Annotated in this window: 22 protein-coding genes; 10 read left to right on the top strand and 12 right to left on the bottom strand. The window is 44.9% G+C overall.

The annotated features are described in order from the left end of the window. Positions 1-106 precede the first annotated feature (106 nt). From purH to rodA, 6 genes are all read left to right on the top strand, one after another. On the top strand, positions 107-1,630 hold the full coding sequence (purH, locus tag C825_RS10355; protein ID WP_007659019.1) for a bifunctional phosphoribosylaminoimidazolecarboxamide formyltransferase/IMP cyclohydrolase: 1,524 nt from the start codon (positions 107-109) through the stop codon (positions 1,628-1,630). A 91-nt stretch (positions 1,631-1,721) separates the two neighbouring features. Further along, a complete protein-coding gene (locus C825_RS10360) occupies positions 1,722-2,741 on the top strand; it encodes a rod shape-determining protein (RefSeq protein ID WP_007659018.1) in 1,020 nt (339 codons plus the stop codon). 113 nt (positions 2,742-2,854) lie between these two features. After that, on the top strand, positions 2,855-3,709 hold the full coding sequence (gene mreC, locus C825_RS10365; RefSeq protein ID WP_007659017.1) for a rod shape-determining protein MreC: 855 nt from the start codon (positions 2,855-2,857) through the stop codon (positions 3,707-3,709). Further along, complete coding sequence (gene mreD / locus C825_RS10370; RefSeq protein WP_007659016.1) at positions 3,702-4,217, top strand: rod shape-determining protein MreD; 516 nt, start codon at positions 3,702-3,704, stop codon at positions 4,215-4,217. The genes mreC and mreD overlap by 8 nt, the downstream gene beginning before the upstream one ends. Beyond that, positions 4,207-6,093 carry a peptidoglycan D,D-transpeptidase FtsI family protein gene (locus C825_RS10375; RefSeq protein WP_007659015.1) on the top strand — a complete coding sequence of 629 codons (1,887 nt, stop codon included), beginning with the start codon at positions 4,207-4,209 and terminating at the stop codon, positions 6,091-6,093. Before mreD ends, C825_RS10375 begins: the two co-directional genes overlap by 11 nt. Beyond that, entirely contained in the window at positions 6,074-7,519 is a 1,446-nt protein-coding gene (gene rodA, locus C825_RS10380; RefSeq protein ID WP_044214844.1) for a rod shape-determining protein RodA, read from the top strand. Before C825_RS10375 ends, rodA begins: the two co-directional genes overlap by 20 nt. On the opposite strand, the gene gldH is transcribed toward rodA, so the two are convergent. The 3 genes from gldH to spt all read right to left on the bottom strand — a co-directional run bounded on the left by gldH (position 7,520) and on the right by spt (position 10,816). Beyond that, the gene (gene gldH / locus C825_RS10385) at positions 7,520-8,032 is read right to left on the bottom strand and encodes a gliding motility lipoprotein GldH (RefSeq protein WP_010802413.1); all 513 of its coding nucleotides are present in this window, start codon (positions 8,030-8,032) and stop codon (positions 7,520-7,522) included. After that, positions 7,971-9,440 carry a PSP1 domain-containing protein gene (locus tag C825_RS10390; RefSeq protein WP_052334417.1) on the bottom strand — a complete coding sequence of 490 codons (1,470 nt, stop codon included), beginning with the start codon at positions 9,438-9,440 and terminating at the stop codon, positions 7,971-7,973. The genes gldH and C825_RS10390 overlap by 62 nt, the downstream gene beginning before the upstream one ends. A gap of 188 nt (positions 9,441-9,628) precedes the next feature. Beyond that, positions 9,629-10,816 carry a serine palmitoyltransferase gene (gene spt, locus C825_RS10395; protein WP_010802415.1) on the bottom strand — a complete coding sequence of 396 codons (1,188 nt, stop codon included), beginning with the start codon at positions 10,814-10,816 and terminating at the stop codon, positions 9,629-9,631. A gap of 198 nt (positions 10,817-11,014) precedes the next feature. On the opposite strand from spt, the gene C825_RS10400 reads away from it, so the two are divergent. Further along, on the top strand, positions 11,015-11,986 hold the full coding sequence (locus C825_RS10400) for a diacylglycerol/lipid kinase family protein (RefSeq protein WP_007659010.1): 972 nt from the start codon (positions 11,015-11,017) through the stop codon (positions 11,984-11,986). Here the strand turns inward: C825_RS10400 and C825_RS10405 are convergent. Continuing rightward, the gene (locus tag C825_RS10405) at positions 11,971-12,687 is read right to left on the bottom strand and encodes a tRNA1(Val) (adenine(37)-N6)-methyltransferase (RefSeq protein WP_010802416.1); all 717 of its coding nucleotides are present in this window, start codon (positions 12,685-12,687) and stop codon (positions 11,971-11,973) included. The genes C825_RS10400 and C825_RS10405 overlap by 16 nt on opposite strands. A gap of 104 nt (positions 12,688-12,791) precedes the next feature. On the opposite strand from C825_RS10405, the gene lon reads away from it, so the two are divergent. Further along, positions 12,792-15,254: an endopeptidase La gene (gene lon, locus C825_RS10410; RefSeq protein ID WP_044214754.1), complete on the top strand. Its 2,463-nt coding sequence runs from the start codon at positions 12,792-12,794 to the stop codon at positions 15,252-15,254. A gap of 181 nt (positions 15,255-15,435) precedes the next feature. Here the strand turns inward: lon and C825_RS10415 are convergent, their stop codons facing one another. The 5 genes from C825_RS10415 to nusB all read right to left on the bottom strand — a co-directional run bounded on the left by C825_RS10415 (position 15,436) and on the right by nusB (position 18,874). Beyond that, positions 15,436-15,885, bottom strand: coding sequence for a DUF5606 family protein (locus C825_RS10415; RefSeq protein ID WP_007659005.1), 450 nt, complete (start codon positions 15,883-15,885; stop codon positions 15,436-15,438). Positions 15,886-15,984: 99 nt separating this feature from the next. Next, on the bottom strand, positions 15,985-16,557 hold the full coding sequence (gene coaE / locus C825_RS10420) for a dephospho-CoA kinase (RefSeq protein ID WP_010802417.1): 573 nt from the start codon (positions 16,555-16,557) through the stop codon (positions 15,985-15,987). Beyond that, positions 16,550-17,560, bottom strand: a complete 1,011-nt coding sequence (locus C825_RS10425; protein ID WP_010802418.1) for a CdaR family protein — start codon at positions 17,558-17,560, stop codon at positions 16,550-16,552. Before C825_RS10425 ends, coaE begins: the two co-directional genes overlap by 8 nt. A gap of 13 nt (positions 17,561-17,573) precedes the next feature. Beyond that, positions 17,574-17,885: a preprotein translocase subunit YajC gene (gene yajC / locus C825_RS10430; RefSeq protein WP_007658999.1), complete on the bottom strand. Its 312-nt coding sequence runs from the start codon at positions 17,883-17,885 to the stop codon at positions 17,574-17,576. A 62-nt stretch (positions 17,886-17,947) separates the two neighbouring features. Further along, positions 17,948-18,874 (bottom strand): transcription antitermination factor NusB, encoded by a 927-nt coding sequence (gene nusB / locus C825_RS10435; RefSeq protein WP_007658997.1) that lies wholly within the window; start codon positions 18,872-18,874, stop codon positions 17,948-17,950. Positions 18,875-19,098: 224 nt separating this feature from the next. Here nusB and C825_RS10440 point away from each other — a divergent pair, with 224 nt between their 5' ends. Next, on the top strand, positions 19,099-19,461 hold the full coding sequence (locus tag C825_RS10440) for a DUF3276 family protein (protein WP_007658995.1): 363 nt from the start codon (positions 19,099-19,101) through the stop codon (positions 19,459-19,461). Between the two features lie 104 nt (positions 19,462-19,565). Here C825_RS10440 and fdxA read toward each other — a convergent pair whose 3' ends face one another. Further along, the gene (gene fdxA / locus C825_RS10445; protein ID WP_007658993.1) at positions 19,566-19,736 is read right to left on the bottom strand and encodes a 4Fe-4S ferredoxin; all 171 of its coding nucleotides are present in this window, start codon (positions 19,734-19,736) and stop codon (positions 19,566-19,568) included. A 111-nt stretch (positions 19,737-19,847) separates the two neighbouring features. Between fdxA and porT the strand changes: the two genes are divergently transcribed. Further along, positions 19,848-20,549, top strand: a complete 702-nt coding sequence (porT, locus tag C825_RS10450; protein ID WP_010802419.1) for a type IX secretion/gliding motility protein PorT/SprT — start codon at positions 19,848-19,850, stop codon at positions 20,547-20,549. Here porT and C825_RS10455 read toward each other — a convergent pair. Both C825_RS10455 and ftsH read right to left on the bottom strand, forming a co-directional pair. Further along, positions 20,536-21,369: a phosphatidate cytidylyltransferase gene (locus C825_RS10455; RefSeq protein WP_010802420.1), complete on the bottom strand. Its 834-nt coding sequence runs from the start codon at positions 21,367-21,369 to the stop codon at positions 20,536-20,538. The two genes, porT and C825_RS10455, sit on opposite strands and share 14 nt — an antisense overlap. Positions 21,370-21,504: 135 nt before the next feature. Next, on the bottom strand, positions 21,505-23,568 hold the full coding sequence (ftsH, locus tag C825_RS10460) for an ATP-dependent zinc metalloprotease FtsH (RefSeq protein WP_081615941.1): 2,064 nt from the start codon (positions 23,566-23,568) through the stop codon (positions 21,505-21,507). Positions 23,569-23,585: the final 17 nt, after the last annotated feature.

Here is a 23,585-nt window from a genome sequence, read left to right on the forward strand (position 1 = left end):
AAAAATCCCCGCTTTTGTTATGGAAAGAAATTTACTTATCCTATGTGCTTATTGAAAATAATTATCTACTTTTGTGCTCTAAAACATTAAAATAAACCGAACAAAGATGGCTGCAACAAAACGTATCAAGCGTGCATTGGTCTCTGTATACCATAAAGAGGGACTGGATGAAATATTAAAGAAACTTCATAGCGAAGGTGTAACCTTCGTGTCAACAGGTGGAACTCAGACATTTATCGAATCATTAAATATCCCTTGCGATGCAGTGGAAGACCTGACCGGTTATCCTTCTATCCTGGGAGGACGTGTTAAGACTCTTCACCCGAAAGTTTTTGGAGGTATTCTCAACCGCAGAGATAACGAAGGCGATAAAGCGCAGATTGCAGAATACGAAATTCCTGAAATCGACCTGGTGATTGTAGACCTCTATCCGTTTGAAGAAACAGTAGCTTCAGGCGCAGAAGAACAGGCAATTATCGAAAAGATAGATATAGGCGGTATCTCATTGATCCGTGCCGCTGCAAAAAACTTTAAAGATGTAGTGATCGTAGCATCCAAAGCACAGTATCAGCCGTTGATGCAGGTGTTGAATGAAAAGGGTGCAGAAACTTCCCTGGAAGACCGTAAATGGTTCGCCAAAGAAGCATTTGCTGTTTCATCCGGCTATGACTCTGCTATTTTCAATTATTTCGATGGAGGCGAGGGTTCGCATTTCCGTGCTGCCGTAGACCAGCCGATGCACCTGCGTTATGGTGAAAATCCTCACCAGGCTGCTAAATACTATGGCAAGTTCAACGATATGTTCGACCAGATCCATGGTAAAGAGATCTCCTACAACAACCTGTTGGATATCGATGCTGCCGTTAGCCTGATCGACGAGTTCGACGAACTGACATTCGCTATCCTGAAACATAATAATGCCTGCGGTATCGCATCCCGTCCGACTGTGCTTGAAGCATGGAAAGAGGCACTGGCCGGAGACCCGGTTTCTGCATTCGGCGGTATCCTGATTACCAACAGCGCAATCGATAAAGAAGTAGCCGAAGAGATCAACAAGATTTTCTTCGAAGTAATCATCGCCCCGGAATATACAAAAGACGCTTTGGAAGTGTTGATGCAGAAGAAAAACCGCATCATCCTGGTCCGCAAGGATGCAAAGACTTGTCCGATGCAATTCCGTTCACTGTTAAATGGTGCATTGATGCAGGAAAAAGACCTGAGTATCCAGACTGCCGCAGATCTGGAACCGATGACTGACAAACAACCTTCCGCACAGGAAACAGAGGACCTGTTGTTCGCTAATAAACTGGTGAAGCACAGCAAATCGAACGCTATCACTTTGGTAAAGAACAAACAACTTTGCGCAAGCGGTATCGGTCAGACATCTCGCGTGGATTCTTTGAAACAGGCCATTGAAAAGGCAAACGCTTTCGAATTCGATTTGAAAGGTGCCGTTATGGCTTCTGATGCATTTTTCCCTTTCCCTGACTGTGTTGAAATAGCTGATAAAGCAGGTATTACTGCTGTTATTCAGCCGGGTGGTTCTGTAAATGACAAGCTGTCTGTTGATTATTGCAACGAGCATGGCTTGGCTATGGTTAAGACGGGTGTCCGTCATTTCAAACATTAATAATATGCCAATAAGACAATATGCCAATGTGCCAATTATAAGCACTTTTCATTGGCACATTAGCACATTGGCAAATTAACACATTATTTTTATGGGATTATTTTCTTTCACACAAGAAATAGCGATGGACCTGGGTACTGCGAATACCATCATCATCAGTGGTGGTAAGGTCGTAGTGGATCAGCCATCGGTAGTTGCCCTCGACCGGCGTACCGACAAAGTATTGGCGGTCGGAGAAAAGGCACGCCAGATGCACGGAAAGACGCACGAGAATATTCGTACGATCCGTCCGCTCCGCGATGGCGTGATTGCCGACTTCTTTGCTGCCGAGCAAATGATACGCGGCATGATTAAAATGATAAATCCGAAACACCGCTGGTTCTCCCCTTCGCTGCGCATCGTGGTTTGTATTCCTTCGGGCAGTACTGAAGTGGAGATCCGTGCCGTACGCGACTCTGCCGAGCATGCCGGCGGACGCGACGTCTACATGATTTATGAACCTATGGCTGCTGCAATCGGTATCGGTATCGACGTAGAAGCACCCGAAGGCAATATGATCGTGGATATAGGCGGTGGTACGACCGAGATCGCTGTTATCTCGCTGGGCGGTATCGTTTCCAATAAATCGATCCGTATTGCAGGAGATGACCTGACGGCTGATATTATGGAGTATATGCGCCGCCAGCACAATGTGAAGGTGGGTGAACGTACTGCCGAACTGATCAAGATCAATGTCGGTTCGGCGCTGACGTTCCTGGATAATCCTCCTGAAGATTATATCGTACATGGTCCGAACCAGATGACGGCTCTTCCGATGGAAGTTCCCGTTTCTTATCAGGAAATCGCACATTGCCTGGAGAAATCGATCTCCAAGATGGAAGCGGCTATCCTGAGTGCACTCGAGCAGACTCCTCCCGAACTGTATGCCGATATCGTACGTAACGGTATCTACTTGGCAGGTGGCGGTGCTTTGATGCGCGGGCTTGACAAACGTCTGACGGATAAGATCAATATCCCGTTCCATATTGCAGAAGATCCGTTGCATGCGGTTGCAATAGGTACAGGCGTAGCATTAAAGAATATAGATAAATTTAATTTCCTTATTCGATAAGGGGAATAATGTGCCAGTTAATCAATATGCCAATGTGCCAATAAAAGACACATTCGTCGGTGTATTGATTAATTGGCATATTGGCACATTATCAAATTGGCACATTATTATTTATGCGTAAACTGCTGGACTTCCTGGTAAGAAAGAGGCATTGGTTCCTGTTCGTTTTGCTTGAGATTGTTTCGCTGATGCTGATTTATCGTAATAATGCATACCAGCGGAATATCATCTTCAGTTCGGCAAACGTATTGACAGGACATATTGCGTCCGTTTCCGGTTATGTAACATCGTATCTGAACCTGCATGAGATTAACAAGGAATTGCTGGAAAGGAACGGGCAACTGGAGATGGAATTGCTGGAGTTGCAGGACCGTTTGGATATGATGGTGGCGGATACGGTTGCTTTTGCCGGGTTTGCTCCTGATTCGACCGAGCAGTTTGCATATAGTTTTATTCTGGCCGGGGTGGTGAATAACAGTGTCAGCCATCTTTCGAATTATATCACTGTAAACAAAGGAAGTAAAGACGGAATAGCACCTGATATGGGAGTTGTTTCCGAAAGAGGAGTTGTAGGAATTGTTTCGACGGTGAACGATCATTTCTCTGTGATCATACCTTTGCTTAATCCGAAATCGCGGTTGAGCTGCAAAGTGTTGGGAAGTACTTATTTCGGGGCTTTGAGTTGGAAAGGGCGTGATATCCGTTTTGCCAATCTGGAAGAATTGCCGCGTCATGTGGAGTTCCAGAAGGGAGATACGATCGTGACAAGCGGTTATTCGAGCGTGTTTCCGGCAGGGCTGATTGTCGGTACGGTGGCAGATTTTGAAAAACAGCATGATGACAACTTTTTTTCACTGGAGGTGGAATTGGCTACGGACTTTCAGGCACTGAACAATGTCCGTATCATCAAGAATTATAATCAGGCAGAACAAAGAAGAGTAGAACAAGAGGCGAGAAGAAATGATTAATTTATTACGGGGATTGGTTTATTTCGTTGTACTGGTATTAATTCAGGCTTTGATCCTGAATAATATCCATTTCCTGCGGATTGCAACGCCGTTCCTGTATCTTTATTTTATTATAAAGATGCCGGTGGGTACGTCGCGCGACCTGGTCGTTCTTTTCTCTTTCCTTATCGGCCTGGTGATCGATATGTTTTCAAATACCCCCGGAATGCATGCGGCAGCCTGTACGCTGGCCGGATTTATCCGTGAACCGCTGATACGTTTTTTTATGGGGAAGGACTTGCCCGAGGGGATTTATCCTTCCTATAAGACCTTTGGCTATGGTGGCTTCTTCCGGTATGTGCTTTCATTTGTGGTGATCCAACATGTCACTTTATTCCTGATCGAATCGTTGACGCTGTTCGATCCGTTATTCCTTGCCATCCGTATCGGGGCGAGTGTGGTAACGACTACATTATTAATTTGTACAATAGAAGCATTCAATATAGAGACACAAAAGAGTGGAGACTAATACGAAGTATACACTTGAGAACAGGCGTTATGTGATAATAGGCGCTGTGGTTCTGCTGGTTCTCGTCTTTATCATCCGTTTATTCTACCTCCAGGTGGTTGAGAACGATTATAAAGCATGGGCAGACAGCAATGCGTTCTTGAAAAAGACCCTGTTGCCTTCCCGCGGAATGATTTATGACCGTAATGACAATCTACTGGTTTATAACCAGCCGGCTTACGATGTGATGCTTATCATGCGGGAAATCCAACCGTTCGATACGTTGGATTTCTGTAATATCCTGAGTATTACAAAAGAACAGTTTGAAAAACGGATCGCCGAAATAAAGAATCGGCGGTTGAATCCGGGATACTCGTCGTATGTCCCACAGGTTTTTATGAATCATCTTTCGGCACAGGAATGCGGTATCTTACAGGAAAAACTTTATAAGTTCCCCGGTTTCTATATCCAGAACCGTACGATCCGGCAATATGAATATCCTTATGCGGCGCATGTACTGGGAAATATCGGCCAGGTAAACCGGAAAGATATAGAGGCAGATGACTATTATGTGCAGGGGGATGATTCCGGACGTGCAGGTGTTGAACGTTCCTATGAAAAGCAACTGCGCGGGGAGAAGGGAGTGGAGATTCTTTTGCGAGATGTGCACGGCCGTATCAAGGGTAAGTATGATGACGGTGCGAGTGATGTAGCTCCGGTTTCCGGGAAGAACCTGAAGCTTTCGCTGGATATTAACTTACAGGCTTATGGCGAAAAGCTGATGAAGAATAAAGTGGGTAGTATCGTTATGATTGAGCCGGAAACCGGTGAGGTCCTCTGCCTGGTCACTTCCCCCAATTATGATCCGAGTTTATTGGTCGGACGCCAGCGTGGAAAGAATCACAGGATGTTGGAGGAAAATCCTCAGACACCGCTTATCGACCGTTCCATAACCGGTTTTTATCCTCCCGGTTCAACCTTTAAACCTACACAAGGGCTGATTTTTCTTCAGGAAGGGGTTATCACTCCTTCAACGATGTATACTTGTGCCCATGGATATACTTATTCGATCAAGCGGAAACCCGCCTGTCACGGGCATGCTTCTCCTTTAAGTCTTGTTCCGGCTTTGGCTACCTCGTGTAACTCCTTTTTTTGCTGGGGATTGCATGATATGCTGGATAACCGTCGCCGGTATCCCACTGTTCAGGAAGGCTTTGAGGTCTGGAAGAATCATTTGGTGTCGATGGGGTATGGCTATCCTTTGGGGATTGACCTGCCTGGTGAAAAAAGAGGATACATACCGAACAGTAAAGTGTACGATAAACTGCACAGGCGCTGGAACTCCAGCACGATCATCTCTATTGCGATAGGGCAGGGAGAAATATCCGCAACGCCGTTGCAGATATGTAACCTGGCGGCAACGATCGCCAACCGGGGTTATTTTATCACACCTCATGTGGTTAAAGAAGTACAGGATACCCCGTTGGATTCGCTTTATACACAAAAACGTTATCCGACTATCGATTCTAAATATTATGACATAGTAGCGGAAGGTATGCGCAACGCCGTATTGGGCGGAACCTGTTGGGCGGCTGCTATTCCCGGAATCGAGGTTTGCGGTAAGACAGGAACGGCAGAAAATCCTCACGGAAAAGATCACTCTGCGTTTATCGGTTTTGCTCCTTATAAGAATCCGAAAGTGGCAATTTGCGTTTATGTGCAGAATGGCGGCTTTGGTGCGGCGTTTGGGGTTCCTATCGGGAAATTAATGATGGAACTGTATCTGAAAGGTGAAATATCGCCGGAAGATAAGGCTTTGGAAGAAAAAATGATAAATTCGGTTGTTGCCGAAGATCGTGTTTATTTATTATCTGACCGTGGGTTACAGGAAAACTGAAATATGGAAGACTGTCGACTGGTTTACTATCATACTTTACTTGTTGATGATAGTGGCCGGTTGGTTTACGATTTGTGGCGCCAGCTTCGAATTTGACAGTATGGGGTTGTTCGATATAAACGGACGTCCGGGTTCGCAGCTGATGTGGGTTGGGGTGTCCATGGTGGTTATTTTTATCATACTGATGCTGGAAAGCGACTTCTTTGATGTTTTTGCTTACCTTATTTATGCGGCCGTTATTGTTTTACTGATAGCGACTATCTTTCTTGCACCGGATATAAAAGGCTCGCATTCCTGGTTGAAGCTGGGGGCTTTGCGTATACAACCTGCTGAGTTTGCCAAGTTTGCCACCGCTTTGGCTGTGGCGAAGTTTATGAACTCCTACGGATTCCAGTTGACTACCGTTAAGAATTTTGCCATCACGCTCATGCTGATTTTCCTGCCGATGATCTGCATTATCCTGCAAAAGGAGACCGGTTCGGCTTTGGTTTATTTTGCTTTTTTCCTGATGTTGTACCGGGAAGGAATGTCGGGATATATCCTGTTGGCAGGCATTTGTGCGGTGGCGTTCTTCGTTACTACCATGAAATTCTCGGATGTAGTGGTTGGGGCTACTGATATGGGAGAACTGATCGTCTCATCTATGATACTGGTTATCTCCTTTCTCCTGGTGGTCATGGTGCGGAAGGACCGGATGGCTTTGCAGGTTATGCTGGGAGGAACGGCAATCGTATATCTGGCTGCCTATATCGCTTCTTTGTTCGTGCCGGTAAACTTTGCCTGGGTCTCGATGGGATTGCTCGTGTTGGCAGTTATTTATCTGATTTATCTTTCCGTAAAGAACTGGATCTGGCATTATGCACTGATCGCCGCCTTTGCTTTGGGGTCGATGGCCTTCATGTATTCGGTGGATTATGTGTTCGACGAGATACTGGAACCCCATCAGCAGATCCGTATCAAAGTTTCGTTGGGATTGGAAGATGATCCGAGCGGTGCCGGTTACAACGTGAACCAGTCGAAGATCGCTATCGGGTCGGGAGGACTGACCGGAAAAGGTTTCCTGAACGGGACGCAAACAAAGCTGAAATATGTGCCGGAACAGGAAACAGACTTTATATTCTGTACCGTAGGAGAGGAGCACGGTTTTATCGGATCCTCTGTGGTGCTGATCTTGTTCGGGATATTTATCATCCGGCTGGTTATTCTTTCCGAGCGGCAGAATACGGCTTTTGCCCGGGTGTATGGCTATAGCGTAGCCTCCATCTTCTTCTTTCACCTGGCGATAAATGTGGGAATGGTTACCGGAATAACGCCCGTAATCGGCATTCCCTTGCCTTTCTTCAGCTATGGAGGCTCTTCTTTGCTGGGATTTACAATCTTGTTGTTTATCTTCCTGCGCCTGGATGCTTCCCGGAGAGAGCGATGATCAATTAGTCTTTTCTACCCGGAATCCGATTTCCTGTATTCCTCTCAATGTACTGTCGCGCATTCCCTGGCGGAAACTGAATGTGTACATCCCCGGGTGTTCGAATTTGTAGTTGGTCCGTATCGGAAAGCTGGACTGGAACAGGGATATGCCATGCCCGTGCCATTTTCCGAACTCGTCAGCCAGCACACATTCTATCGTATCCCGTTTCAAAGGACCGATCGGCTGCTCTTCATTGCAGAAAAGCCAGAGGTTCTGGTAAGGATACATATTATTATTACGAACCTCGAATGTCAGGTTGTAGGGAACGGAAATGTCGTCTACATGAAAAGAGAAATAATATTCCTTATCCTTCCCCCACATTGTATTATCAATGGCCTGGTACTGGTCGTACAAGGCCTGTTGATCGCAGGAGAAGCATAAGGACATGAAGAGAACGACAATGAATCCTTTAAGCTTCGGGCTTATTTTCCGGTTTGTTGCCCGGTTTAGCTTGCTGCTGAGGTCTGTCATTATTCGCTTGCTTGTCATTATTGCCTTTAGGTTTTTGTCTGTTTCTGTTATTCCGGTTATTGTTGTTACGGTTGTTGTTACCGTTATTTCCGTTATTATTAGCGTTACCGCCTTTGTTACCGTTGTTGTTGCCGGAAGGTCTGTTGCTGTTTTCGTTACCCGGCTGTCTGTCGCCCGGTTGCTGCCTGTCGTTGTTAACGGGTCTGTTACCGGCCTGTTTGTTGTTTGCGGGTCTGTTGTTGCCGCCTTCGCCACCGGCAGCAGCGTTCGTATTGTTTCCGCCGCCATTGCCGTTATTGCCTCCGTTGTTTCCTGCCGGACGTTTTTTCTTCTTTTTCTTGACTGAGTCGAAACGGGTAACGCTATCCTGGCCGAGAATGTCCTGAGCATCGCGTTTGGGCGGCTGAGGTTTGGTGTCGGCTTCCAGTGTGACCGGTTTGCTTCCTTTCTTATTCATATTGATCACATCGAATGCACGTTCGGCTGATATTGTTATCAGGTTCGCGGCAAATGATTTGTCGGTAGAATAAGTTATTTCGCGTTTGAAGATGTCTGTCTTGAAATGGTAGTAGTTGTTATCTTTCGTTTCAAGTACGATCTCCCTCGAGGGCAGGCGTTTCTGAGCTTCCACATAGGCGTCCACTTCGTAATTGATACAACATTTCAGTTTTGCACATTGTCCGGCGAGCTTCTGCGGGTTCATGGAAATATCCTGGTAACGGGCGGCACCGGTAGCCACAGAAACGAAGCTGGTCATCCAGCTGGAACAGCAAAGTTCGCGTCCGCAAGGTCCGATACCTCCGATACGCCCGGCTTCCTGGCGGGCTCCGATCTGCTTCATCTCGATACGTACGCGGAATGCTTCGGCCAGGACTTTGATCAGCTGGCGGAAGTCGACACGTTCGTCTGCGATGTAGTAGAAAATAGCCTTGTTGCCATCCCCCTGGTATTCTACGTCACCGATCTTCATGTTCAGTCCCAGGTCTGCTGCGATCTGGCGTGAACGGATCATGGTTGCATGCTCTTTCGCTTTCGCCTCTTCGTATTTTTCGATATCGGTGGGCTTTGCCTTGCGGTACACTTTTTTAGGTTCGTATCCTTCTCCGGTACGTATATTGTTCTTTTTCATTTGAAGAAGAACAAGTTTTCCGGTGAGGGTTACTGTTCCTATATCATGTCCGGGACTGGCTTCGACAGCGACCATATCTCCTTTTTCGAGAGGTATTTTGGAGCTGTTCAGGAAATAACCTTTCCGGGTATTTTTGAATTGTACTTCTACATAGTCGGTTGCATTTTCCGCATCAGGTACGTCGCAGAGCCAATCGTAGGTATTCAGTTTTGTATTTTGTATTTTGCTGCATCCCTTTTTCCCCATGCAGCAGCTTCCTTTATTTAGTTTGAAATCCATTTTCCGGTAATATATATGTTTTATAATGTGTATGGTACGTATGATACGTACAATTACGCAAAAATAGTCAAATATTCTCAGAGAATGAGCAAGGGATAGTGAAAAAACAAGAACAGGAAAAAAGTGAAAGGCCCCCAAGCCTGTATTTCTACCGTTTGGGAGCCTTTTATTATAAATATAGTAACAGTTTAGTCTACTAAGCCGTGACTTTTAAATACTTTGTGAATAGCTTCAAGCGCATAATCCAACTGCTCTTTCGTATGAGTTGCCATCAGGGAGAAACGGATCAGCGTATCTTCCGGAGCGACAGCCGGCGAAACTACCGGGTTTACGAAGATGCCTGCTTCAAACAGTTCCTTAACGATCAGGAATGTCAGGTCGTTGTCGCGGATGAACAAAGGAATGATCGGAGTTGAAGTATGTCCGATTTCGCAACCCATGTTACGGAAGCCATCCAACGCATAATGAGTTAGTTTCCACAGATGCTCGATGCGCTCCGGTTCGCTCTGCATAATATCGAGTGCTGCACCCGCTGCTGCGGTAGCTGCCGGAGTGTTACTAGCACTGAAAATGTAAGAGCGTGAATTGTGACGGAGGTAGTTGATGGTGTCTTTGTCTGAAGCAATAAATCCACCGATAGAAGCCAATGATTTACTGAAGGTACCCATGATCAGGTCGACGTCGTCGGTAACACCGAAATGGTTACAAGTTCCGCGTCCGTGATCTCCGAGAACTCCCAAACCGTGTGCTTCGTCAACCATGATGCTGGCATTGTATTTCTTTGCCAAGGCAACGATTTCCGGAAGTTTGGCTATGTCTCCTTCCATACTGAACACACCGTCGATAACGATCAGTTTCACTTTGTCGGGTTCGCATTTCTGGAGTTGTTTCTCCAGCGAATCCATATCGTTATGCTTGTATTTAAGTTTGGTTGAGAATGACAGGCGATGGCCTTCGATAATGGAGGCATGGTCCAGTTCGTCCCATAAGATATAATCTTCACGCCCTGTCAGGCAGGATACTACTCCCAGATTCACCTGGAAACCTGTTGAATACACGATTGCGTCTTCTTTTCCTACGAATTCGGCCAGACGCTTTTCCAATTGGATATGGATGTCAAGCGTACCATTCAGGAAACGTGAACCGGCACATCCCGTACCGTACTTTTTGATCGCTTCAATTGCTGCCTCTTTTACTTTAGGGTGATTAGTCAATCCTAAATAAGCATTTGAGCCAAACATCAGGACTTTTTTACCGCTGATCATCACTTCAGTATCCTGATCGCTTTCGATCATTCTGAAGTAAGGATAAATCCCTGCTGCCATAGCTTTTTGAGGAGCATCGTACTTTGCTAGTTTCTCTTGTAAAAGTTTCATATTATTATTGAAGAGAATGATTTTCTCGCTAATTAAAATTCCATTAATAGAATTAAGGGTTTGTCGTATACATATTCATGTATGTTTCGGCAAATCCAGCCGCAAAAGTAGTAAAAAAATAACTTATAGTAGCCTTAATGCTTTAAAAGTTTTACAAAAGCATTATTTTTGTCGCTTCAATCTTTATAAACAGTTAGGATGGACGGGAAAAAAATAAAGGTACAGGCTATAATAAATCCTATTTCCGGGGTGGGATCGAAGAGAAAGATCCCTAAGATGATCGAGCGGATGTGCGAGAAGGGAGGATGTCCGTTGGAAATTTCTTTTACGGAATATCCGGGACATGCCAGCGAGTTGACCCGGAAAGCGATCGATGAGGGGGCTAATTGCATTATAGCAGTTGGTGGTGACGGTACGGTGAATGAAATAGCCCGTGCTATGGTTCATTCGGATGCCGTTTTGGGGATTGTCCCGAAGGGGTCCGGCAACGGACTGGCCCGCGAACTTCATATACCGATGGATGCTAAACGGGCGTTGGAGCTGATTATAAAAGGACATGTTTCAACAATCGACTGCTGCAAAGCTAACGACCGTGTTTTCTTTTGTACCTGCGGAGTGGGGTTCGATGCGGCAGTGAGCCAGAAGTTTGCCGAGGAAAAAAGGCGCGGTTCGCTTACCTATATAAAAAATACGGTGGCAGAGTATCTGAGTTATAAACCGGAGCCGTATGAACTGTTGGTGGACAACCAGACGATCAAGGAAAAAGCCTTCCTGGTGGCATGTGCCAATGCTTCCCAGTACGGGAATAACGCTTTCATAGCTCCGCATGCCAATATACAGGACGGACGGATGGACCTGACCATTCTGTCTCCTTTTACGCCGCTGGACATAGCGCCGCTGGCAATCCAGTTATTTACGAAGCAGATAGACCGGAACAGTAAGATCAAAACGATGAAGGCGCAACAAGTTACGATCATTCGCCAGAATCCGGGTGTCATGCATCTGGACGGTGAGCCGGTTATGGCCGACAGCCGGATCGATATTTCGATCATGCCGCAATCATTGCATGTGGTTACGCCGGAAGTCGTTTCCTTTACGGAGGAAGTCCATAATTTGTTCGGTGAGGTAACCCGCTTCTTCGATAAGAAATTACCTTACATTTTCAGGTAAAAATCTTTGGTCAGAGCAATATACTCCGGGGTATACTGATGCCGGGCTTCCTCGATGGTCAGTGTATTCCGGTTTTTTGTGTCTGTACTAACAGGAGATAATTCGACCAGTAACCGTTTGGGGTGTGCTCCCGGAACAGGGATCACGTTCGTTTGCCTGCAAATATGCAGGGAGTTTTTTTGAGCGGTCTCCCTGACTTCCTCCAGTTGCTCGTAAGGCAATACCAATGCTATACGTCCGGGCGAAGAGAGTAATGCCCGCGCGTTTTCGACCAGTTCGGATAGAGGCAGGCTGTCCGTATGGCGTGCAACCGAACGTTTATTATCCGGACATTTCAGTGAATTGATAAAGTAAGGCGGATTGGAAACGATCAGGTCATATTTTTTCTGTGCCATAGAACGGGCGAAATCCGCACAGGAAGCAGGGATGACCTTTATTCTGCCGGCAAAAGGTGAAGCCGCCACATTTTCTTCTGCCTGTATACAGGCCTCCTTGTCAATGTCGATCGCATCGATGTCCGCACAGCTCCGTTGGGCGAGCATCAAAGCGATGATGCCGGTCCCGGTTCCTATATCTAATATGTTTTTGCATGAGGCCGTATCTGTCCATGCTCCCAGCAATACGGCGTCTGTTCCGACCTTCATCGCGCATTTGTCATGCCGGATAGTGAACTTTTTGAATTGAAAATAAGGATTTGCCATACATATTTTTATAATGTAAGGTGCAAAAGTAGCTAGAATTGCCTGAAAAGCTGTAACTTTGGCACGTTTATTGTATCAATCTACACAATTGATAGGGAAGAAATATGATGAAAGAAAGAATGAAGAGGTTTGCCGATGAGTCGTATGACGATTTGGATGATAATATTGGGATTGTAATGCCCATCCTGACAGAGTGTGATGTGGATGAGGATTTTACAGAAGGTATAGATAAAGTAGGAAAAGTCGTTCCTATTCTTCCGTTGAGGAATATGGTTCTTTTTCCGGGTGTTGCCATGCCGGTCATTGTCGGTCGGCCTAAGTCTATGCGTCTGATAAAAGAAGCAGTCCAGAAAAAAACACTGATAGGCGTTGTCTGTCAGAAAGAGATGAATACGGAGGATCCGGGTTTTGATGACCTGTATACTACCGGTGTGATCGCTGATATTGTGCGTGTGCTGGAAATGCCGGACGGTACGACAACGGTGATTCTGCAAGGTAAGAAGCGTTTTTCCCTGGATGCCCTGGAAGAAACGGAACCCTATCTGAAAGGAAAGATATCCTTGCTGGAAGATAAGATGCCGGATAAGACCGACCGTGAGTTTGAAGCGCTTATCTCAACGATCAAGGATTTGACAATTAAGATGTTGGGTTCGTTGAGCGAACCGCCCCGCGATCTGATATTTTCCATAAAGAATAATAAGAATGTTCTTTATCTGGTCAATTTCTCCTGTAGCAATATCCCCAGCGGAGCGGAAGAGAAACAGGAACTGCTGTTGATCGGTGCCATGAAGGACCGTGCATACCGCTTGCTGTTTATCCTGAACCGTGAATATCAGCTGGTAGAATTGAAAGCCTCTATCCAGATGAAGACACATGAGGATATCAATCAGCAACAAAGGGAATATTTTCTGCAACAGCAGATCAAGACTATTCAGGAAGAACTGGGTGGAAATATAAATGAACTTGAAATACGGGAGTTACGGGAGAGAGCCTTTAAGAAGAAATGGCCGGCTTCTGTTGCTGAGATATTTGAGAAAGAAGTTCGTAAACTGGAGCGTCTGCATCCGCAATCGCCCGATTTCTCTATCCAGACACAATATGTGCAGACAATTATTAACCTGCCTTGGAATGAATACAGCAAAGATAATTTTAATCTGACACATGCCCAGAAAGTGCTTGACCGCGACCATTACGGACTGGAAAAGGTGAAGGAACGTATCATTGAACATTTGGCTGTCTTGAAGCTGAAAGGTGATATGAAGTCGCCTATCATCTGCCTGTACGGACCTCCGGGAGTGGGTAAAACTTCATTGGGTAAATCTATCGCTGAGGCGCTGCACCGCAAGTATGTGCGTATCTCGTTAGGTGGATTGCATGATGAAGCGGAGATTCGTGGCCATCGCCGGACGTATATCGGTGCGATGAGCGGCCGTATTATCCAGAATATCCAGAAGGCCGGAAGTTCAAACCCTGTATTTATCCTGGATGAGATAGATAAAGTAACGAATGACTTCAAGGGTGATCCGGCTTCCGCCTTGTTGGAAGTGTTGGATCCGGAACAGAACTCGACTTTCCACGACAACTATCTGGATATCGACTATGACCTGAGCAAAGTCATGTTTATCGCTACGGCAAACAATCTGAATACGATTTCACAGCCTTTGCTGGATCGTATGGAACTGATCGAAGTGAGCGGATATATTCTGGAAGAAAAAGTGGAGATTGCCGCCCGTCATCTGGTACCGAAGCAACTGGAGGCACATGGTCTCAGCAAAGGTAAGGTAAAACTTCCCAAAAAGACATTGCAGGTAATTATCGAATCATATACCCGTGAAAGCGGTGTGCGTGAGTTGGATAAGAAGATTGCCAAGATCATGCGTAAGTTGGCGCGTAAAGTTGCTTCCGACGAAGCGATCCCGGCACAGATCAAACCGGAGGATCTTCACGAGTATCTGGGAGCGGTTGAATACAGCCGTGATAAATATCAGGGAAATGATTATGCCGGTGTTGTTACCGGGTTGGCGTGGACGGCGGTAGGCGGAGAGATCCTTTTCGTCGAGTCCAGCTTGAGCCGTGGCAAAGGTTCGAAGTTAACTTTGACAGGAAATCTGGGAGATGTGATGAAGGAATCTGCCATGTTGGCACTCGAGTATATCCATGCGCATGCCTCTTTGTTCGGTATTAATGAAGAGTTGTTTGAAAATTGGAATGTTCATATCCACGTTCCCGAGGGAGCCATACCGAAAGACGGGCCCAGTGCCGGTGTGACTATGGTCACTTCGCTTGTCTCTGCTTTCACCCAGCGTAAGGTGAGGAAGAATCTGGCGATGACCGGCGAAATAACATTGCGCGGAAAAGTGCTTCCGGTAGGTGGTATCAAGGAAAAGATTTTGGCAGCCAAACGGGCAGGTATCAAGGAATTGATCCTGTGTAAGGAAAACCAGAAAGATATAGAAGAGATCAAAGCGGATTATGTGAAAGGATTGACTTTCCATTATGTAGAAGATATCCGTCAGGTGATCGACCTGGCTTTGCTGAAAGAGAAAGTAGACAATCCGTTGTTCTGATACATCTGTCTTCTGTCTCCTAAAGACGTTTTGTTTGTTCCATAGTAATGAAACAGTTGTTTCACCCTATAGAAACAGTTGTTTCATTACTATGAAACACTTTTCAGAATAAGATATAAAGGATAAAAAAAACCGGTGCATCCAATAAGGGTGCACCGGTTTTTTTATGACTGATTGTTTCCTATTCAGCTTTTGCTTCTGCGTTTGTATCTTCTTTAGCTTCGGCTTCTTCAGTGGCAGGTTCTTCTTCCGGAGTGAAATCTGTAATTTCGGCTCCGATCAGGATGTTATACCATGTCAATAATTTTTTGATATCGCTGGGATATACTCTTTCGCGGTCAAAATCAGGTAAAACTTCAGCAAAATAAGTACGCAATTCTTTAGTGTCGGAAGGTACTGTGACTTTGGCTCCGTTTTCTTTATTTTTTACGCTGGTAAGTACTTCGTGCAAAGGAACTTCTGTCTCGGTTGTATAGATAGCAATATCACCCAGCGAGATTACTTTATCTTTTGCGTACGCAGGTACTCTTTTCTTATCTGTCAACGATTCGACAATCAGCATGTTCTTTCCGTGGGAAACCAATTTAAATAATCCCGGTTTTCCCGAAATAGACAAAATAGTCTTCAACATAATACTTCGTTTTCTAATAGTGTTAAACTTTAAAGCTGCAAATGTAGTATAACTATACGATTTTACCGAAGTTTGGGAGACTTATTTTACAAATCTGTTTCATAAAGACACCAGAAATTTCTCAACCTGGGGAAGTAAAGCCTGCTTATCGTCGTTGTAGATAACATAATCGGAACGGTCTCTTTTTACCTCGTCCGGCAACTGGTTGTTGATGCGGCGTACGATTTCTTCCCGCGGGACGTTATCTCTCGCTACGACCCGTTCGATACGGAGTTGCATGGGCGCATATACCATCAGGCTCTTGTCCACCACTTCGTTGAAACCCGATTCGAAGAGTATAGCCGACTCGATGGCACATATATCGGATGCCTGACTTTTTGTCCATGCTGAAAAATGACGGTTCACTTCGGGGTGTATGATCGCATTTACCTGCCGGAGATATTCCGGATTACTGAATATATGTGATGCGAGCAGCTTCTTGTTCAACCCTTTTTCTGTGTAGAGGTCTTCTCCCAATAATGCGGTGAGTTTTTCTTTAATGACAGGAGACGTGTCGGTCAGCAGTTTACTTTCCGTATCAGCGACATAGACCGGTACTCCGTATAAATTCAATAACGAAGCGACAACCGATTTGCCGCTTCCGATTCCGCCGGTTATTCCAATTTTAATCATGCAGATTGTTCTGTTCCAGGATAAATTCAATTTTGTCCGGGACAAGCGTAGCCGAACTTACCCAATCCGGTTTCTTTGTCAGTTGGATAGGTAAGGTGCCGGAGACGTTTTGTTCCAGATCTTTGAAAGAAAACTTTATTTCAAATGCATCTTCCGACAAGTCCTTGAAACGGGATAACGGAACGCTGCATGTTACCTTTGCTATGGAAGGAAAAGTACGCAATGTATAATGCGGAGGAAGTCCTGTACAGATGACAGGTATCTCCAATGTCTTTTCTGTAAACTCTTCAATAGGGATCGTTATGGTAACGCTTGTCGGATCATACGTCGCTTCACTGATCTTTTGCAGTTGTACGGTCCGTGTAATCGTTTTCGTCCCTTTCTTTATTTCGGTGAAGACGGTTTTTGCCTGGTTCAGCGTATCCAGTACAATGTCGCTGGCATATACACTGACTGTCGATGGCGAGATCAGGATGTTACCCGACACATGGAAGCCGGGATTTGTCTGGATAGTTCCGTCGAATACGACCGGGATATTTTTCTTTATCCGTTTACTGTATGCCGCTTCAATAGACTGGGGCTCGAAACCGACCAGCGAGGTCGTGGCAAGCAACTGTTTCTGTATGTCGCTTTGGATCGTTTTTTTGGTAATAGATAATGATCCGCTTTTCTCAGCCTGATTTTTCATATTCGTTTCGATCGGGGCAAACGATCTCCCGAAGGAATAGTTCAGCAGAACACTTCCTTTATCCTTTACCTTGGCAATGATCTCCTGTGGGGGAGTTTCGGTAAAAGAGATATCCGGTGGAATATTCTTGTATCTGACCGGGATGCTGATTTCTATTTCATATTCCTGCTGGAGGCTTTGCAATAACCAGAAACCTAATGACAGTAGTACGAAAAAGAAAAAGATTAATGCTTCCTTCCATCTCTGACGACGCAGAAAAGCATTAATCTTCATCCGGGCAGACTTGAATGATTGATTAATATCAAGCTGCGGCATATTTTGTTATTTCTTATTTTTGCTGTGCGTCTTCTGAAGAAGCAAAGATAGAAGTTTTATCTACACGGATGCGTACTCCGTCTGAAATTTCTATCAGCATATAAGTATCGCCGATTTCTTTGATCTTTCCGTAGATACCTCCGGCTGTGATCACTTTGTCACCCGTTTTCAATGCTTCACGAGATTTCTGTATCTCTTTCTGCTTTTTCTGTTGCGGACGGATCATGAAGAAATAGAAGATCGCAACGATAACCACCATCATAAGGATGCCTGACCACTGTGACTGGCCTCCGGCAGCCTGAAGTAAAATACTAACTAAGCTCATAACTAACTATATTCATTTATAAATTTGTACCTATTGACTAGCTACAAATGTAAGTATAATAATTAATCTTTAAGCAATACCTTTTCTTTTTTTAACTCGGATACAATAGAATCCAGGATTCCATTGATGAACACGCCACTTTTAGGTGTGCTGTAATATTTAGCCGTGTCGATGTATTCGTTGAAAGTGACATTGATGGGGATAGAAGGGAATGTCATGATTTCAGCCAGTGCAACCTGCATGATGATCAGGTCCATATTGGCGATACGTTCTGTTTCCCAGTTCTTCATATGTTTGTTGATACGCTCCCGATATTCGGCACCTTTCAATAATGACTGACGGAACAGTTTGATAGCGAAAGACTGGTCTTCCAGATCCTTGAACATAGGAAGCAGTTTCTGTTTTCCTTTGTTTTTTTCTTCGAACTGTTTGATTGTTTTCAGCGTGAATGTTTCAACGATTTCGATGTCGTCGTTCCAGTAAATGCTTTTGTCCTCCAGGTACTCTTCGATCATTTCGTTACCACAGATTAACTTTTTGAATACGGCACGCCAGAATTCTTTGTCAGTCTCGTAAGAATCGTTTTCGTTATCCAGATACTCGTTGTACAGGTCGGAAGCCAGGATCAGATCCAGTACATTCTTGATAAACTCTTCATCGTTTACCCACGATAATCCCTGTTCCGCCACATATTTCTGGAGCGCTTCGTTTTCGGCAACCTGGGCTGCGAAACGATTATTAACCAGACGGGTGTTAGGGTTCAACTCGGCGTGGGTCGGCATGTACTTGCTTTTTTTGGCGTCAAGTGTCCGTTGCTGTAAGTTGGTGACTTCGATAATTAGAAGGAGGAAGTAGTGATATAAGTCGTACGACTTCCGTAAGCTAAAAAGCAATTCATTTTCCGCTACTTTGAGGTCATTGTTTCCGTTTTGATAGAATGAATAAACTATCTGTAAAACTTTAATGCGGATTAAAATTCTGTTGATCATCGTTTGAAGGAACTACTTTATTATAAATTAGGTTGCAAAGGTAGTCAATCTTTTGATAAAAGGCCCCCGGTTTATTTAATTTTATAGGTGTTAGGCGTTATTTTACACTTTCAAACGTAAAATGAGATATTTTGATGCGTTAAAATAGTTGTTGTTTAAAAAAAAATGCACATATTTGAAGCAAGTTATGAATATTGGGTGGGTGTTTAACAAATGTTGGCTATATGGATGAGTCGGTGAAGAAAATACAGGTTGAAGGTGGCGATAAAGAGATTTTGTACTCTAAGGCCATAAAAGCAGGTAAGAGGATCTATTATCTGGACGTAAAGAAGAACTTGAAGGACGATTTGTTCCTGGCGGTGACCGAAAGTAAAAAGGTGCAGCCTAAAAACGGAATGCAGATCTCTTTTGAGAAGCATAAGATTTTCCTTTATAAGGAAGATTTTGACAAGTTTATGGAGGGAATGAATGATGTGATCAATTACATCAAGCAACGTAACTCTGAAGATCTACAGGCACAAGCCCCGGATGCTGAGACAAAGACAGACGATGGTTCAGATGAGATAAAGCTGGACATCGATTTTTAAAAGGGGGGAAAATAATAACGAGCTGTTTTTCTTTATAAAGAAGAAACAGCTCGTTATCTTTTTATAGGTATCCTGTTATAAAGGTTGCCTATTTTTACTGCGGTTTATGCAACCGGATGAATTGCTTCAGTAGGACATGCGTCAGCGCAAGTACCACAATCAGTACACATTTCAGGGTCGATATGATAGATATCACCTTCTGAGATAGCTCCTACCGGACACTCGTCAATGCAAGTACCGCAAGCAATACAATCTTCACTAATTAAATAAGCCATTTTCTTAAACGTTTAAATTGATAACTATTAGTTGGTGCAAAAATAGAGTTTTATTTGTATTTCTGCAATAAGTTCTAATCTTTTTCGTTATAATTCAAAATTGATTGAGAGTTGAGACGTCTATTATTTCTATTATTGATATGCAGCCTTGCCGTCCCGGGTGTGATGGCGCAGAAAGAGAAGGTGAAGAATCAGCCGTATGCCGATTTGAAATGGTTTCATCTGGGATTCCATGTCGGATTGCATGCGCAGGATTTGTTGTTGACAAATACAGGTGTTACGACTGACGGTGAAACATGGTTTGCCGAAATCCCGACTTATTCGCCCGGTTTTAGTGTCGGTGTGATCGGTGATATGTATCTGAATCCCTATTTTAACCTGCGTTTCATACCTACAGTCCATTTCGGGGACAAGAAGTTCGTTTTCCGGGAACAGGTTACGGGTGAGGAGTTCACTACTTCCGTCCGTTCCACTATTCTGAGTTTTCCTTTGAGCGTGAAATTTTCGGCCCTCCGCCTGAATAACTACCGTCCTTATCTGATCGGTGGCGTATACGGAGCGATGGACCTTGGACGTAAGAAAGGGATGCCTGTTTTATTGAAAGCGGCAGACTTCGGTCTGGAGTTCGGTATAGGATGTGATATTTATCTGCCGTTCTTTAAACTCTGTCCGGAGTTGAAGTTCAGTTTCGGGCTGGTCGACCTGTTGCAAAAAGATCGTAGCGACCTGACCGATAAGGATCTGATCAAATATCCGAATGCATTGTCGAAAGCTACCTCCCGTATGGTTTCGCTGACATTTAATTTCGAATAAACAGTTCTATATAAATGTAGGCGGCAGGAGCTGCCAGCATCAGGCTGTCGAACCGGTCAAGCATTCCGCCATGGCCGGGCAGCACGTTGCCGGAATCTTTTACTCCCAATGTACGTTTCAGCAACGATTCGATCAGATCGCCCCAGGTTCCGAATAAGACAACGGTAGCCGACAATCCCAGCCAGTTATACCAACTAACTTCCGGTGCATACCATGCCAGAGCCTGCGAAGCGCCCAGGACTACGGCTAAACCTCCGAAGAAACCTTCCCACGATTTTTTAGGTGAGATACGTTCAAACAGCTTTCTTTTTCCGATCATGGAACCGACCAGATAAGCGCCGGTATCGTTCAGCCAGATGAAAATGAAGATCGCCATGACGAATAACGGGGAATAAACTACTTTACCCGGGGTGTCAGGTATGGCTGCGATAAAGTTCAGCATCGAAAATGTCCCGGCACAATACACCTGTGCGAAAAGAGTGAATGCCCAGTTGTTGATCGGGTTCGGTGCTTTATAATATAACTCGGCAACTAATGTATATATAAGAAATAGGAGATAAGGCAGGAAAACGACGCCGTCTGTCAGTTGGTTTGTGTAAGCGAAGGTGGCGGCAAATAAATAAACGCCTCCCAGCGAAGAGACTGCCCGTTTTATGGAGGCATCCTCATAATGCTTTACCAAACCATAAAACTCCCATAATGTCAATCCGGTGATCAGACTGAAAAGAACAAGAAAAGAGATCGGGTGGTAGCAAATTGCTCCAACCAGCACTGCAACGAAGATTATACCGGTAAGTGCCCGTTTTATCAGATTTTTCAAAACCGTATGTTGTTTTGTTCGTTTGTTGATTTATTTTCCGTGCAAAGATAAAGAATAAATCTAAATAAAAAGAGACCGGACAGTATCTTTACGAAAGAACTGTCCGGTCTCTTTTTATTTACCCATGTATGTTTGTCAGGCAATATTGTCAGTCTCATTGGTACCTGCCGGTACAGCCCGAACTTTGTAGTCGCTTGATTGGGGAGTTGTTTCATCCGTTTTTGTTTCTTCGGCGGCAACTTGCTTGTCGTTGTTTGCCTTTTCCTGCAAATCCAGAATTTCCTGTGAGCGTGAGATCCAGGCCCGTTTGCCGAAGATATGCTCAACATCTTCCGTATAGATCACTTCGCGTTCGAGCAAGACTTGCGCCAGTTTGTTATGTCCTTCTGCGTGGTCGGACAGGATTTTTTTCGCGCGTTCGTATTGTTCGGTAATGATCCTTTGTACTTCCTGGTCGATCATGCGGGAAGTCTCCTCGCTATACGGCTTGGTGAATCCCCAGTCCTGACCGCTCGAATCGTAATAATTCAGGTTAGGAAGTTTTTCACTCATACCGAAGTAGACAACCATGGCGTAAGCCTGCTTGGTTACCCGTTCCAGGTCATTGGATGCTCCGGTCGTTATTTTACCGAGGAAAAATTCATCTGCTGCACGTCCGCCCAGCGTTGCGCACATCTCATCGAGCATTTGTTCGCGGGTGGTGATCTGGCGTTCTTCCGGCATATACCAGGCTGCTCCCAATGCTTTACCTCTCGGTACGATAGTCACCTTAACCAACGGATTGGCATGTTCAAGGAACCAGCTTAATGTGGCATGGCCTGCTTCGTGATAAGCAATACTCTTCCGTTCGTCCGCGGTTGTTATCATAGTACGTTTTTCCAAACCACCGACAATACGATCTACCGCATTCATGAAATCATCTTTCTGAACGAACTTTTTACCGCCACGGGCCGCTATCAATGCTGCTTCATTACAAACATTGGCGATATCGGCTCCAGAGAATCCCGGAGTCTGGCGAGCCATGAATTCTGCATCAACACTTTCATCTATCTTGATCGGACGCAGATGCACGCCGAATATCTCTTTACGTTCGTTTAAGTCCGGCAGTTCCACACTGATCTGACGGTCAAAACGTCCTGCGCGGAGCAACGCCTTATCCAGAATATCTGCACGGTTAGTGGCAGCCAGGATGATCACACCGCTGTTTGAGCCGAAACCGTCCATTTCTGTCAGCAACTGGTTCAAGGTGTTTTCGCGTTCGTCGTTACTGTTCATGTTGGCATTTTTGCCACGGGCACGGCCTACGGCATCTATTTCATCAATGAACACGATACACGGGGACTTCTCTTTGGCCTGGCGGAACAGATCACGGACACGTGACGCACCTACGCCGACAAACATTTCGACAAAGTCGGAACCTGACAATGAGAAGAAAGGAACATCCGCTTCACCGGCTACCGCCTTTGCAAGCAATGTCTTACCTGTTCCCGGAGGACCGACCAATAAAGCGCCCTTAGGTATTTTACCACCTAATTCGGTATATTTTTCCGGATTTTTGAGGAATGCGACGATTTCTTCCACCTCTTGCTTGGCTTCTGACAAACCTGCCACATCTTTAAATGTCACTTTCCGGTCGTTATCTTTATCAAAGAGTTGTGCTTTTGCTTTGCCGACACTGAATACCCCGCCCGGACCACCGCCTGCACCGCCTGACATTCTTCTCATCAGGAAGATCCACACAACAATGATCAGGATGATCGGTCCGAAAGAAACCAAAAAATTCCATATGGCATCGTCGCCTTCTTCATATCGTACTTGAGTATCAATATGATTCTCTGTTACCGCTTTGTCGTAAAAATCGGAAAATTTGTCTGCTGACGGTATTTTGACATACACTTTTGGGTTTGTGCCTAAAGTCGTGCTGTCACTTTTAAAGACTAATGCTTTCTTACCGCTCTTGACAGTGGCCTCCACCAGATTTTTCTTGTTGTAGACAGCCATTTTGTCAAAGACATTATCCTGGGCCAGTTTCTGGAATTCGGTCCATCCCAATTCTTTCGATGCCGAGGAATCGTTCGTCAGATACAGAGCAATAAGCATCATAAAAATTAGCCCGTACATCCAATACAGGTTAAACTTGAACATTTTAGGCTTATTGTTCTTCGGCACTTTATTAAACATGTCGTTTTTATTTTCCATACTTTGAATTCGATAAT

The sequence above is a fragment of the Parabacteroides sp. ASF519 genome, assembly GCF_000364265.2.
GTDB lineage: Bacteria > Bacteroidota > Bacteroidia > Bacteroidales > Tannerellaceae > Parabacteroides > Parabacteroides goldsteinii.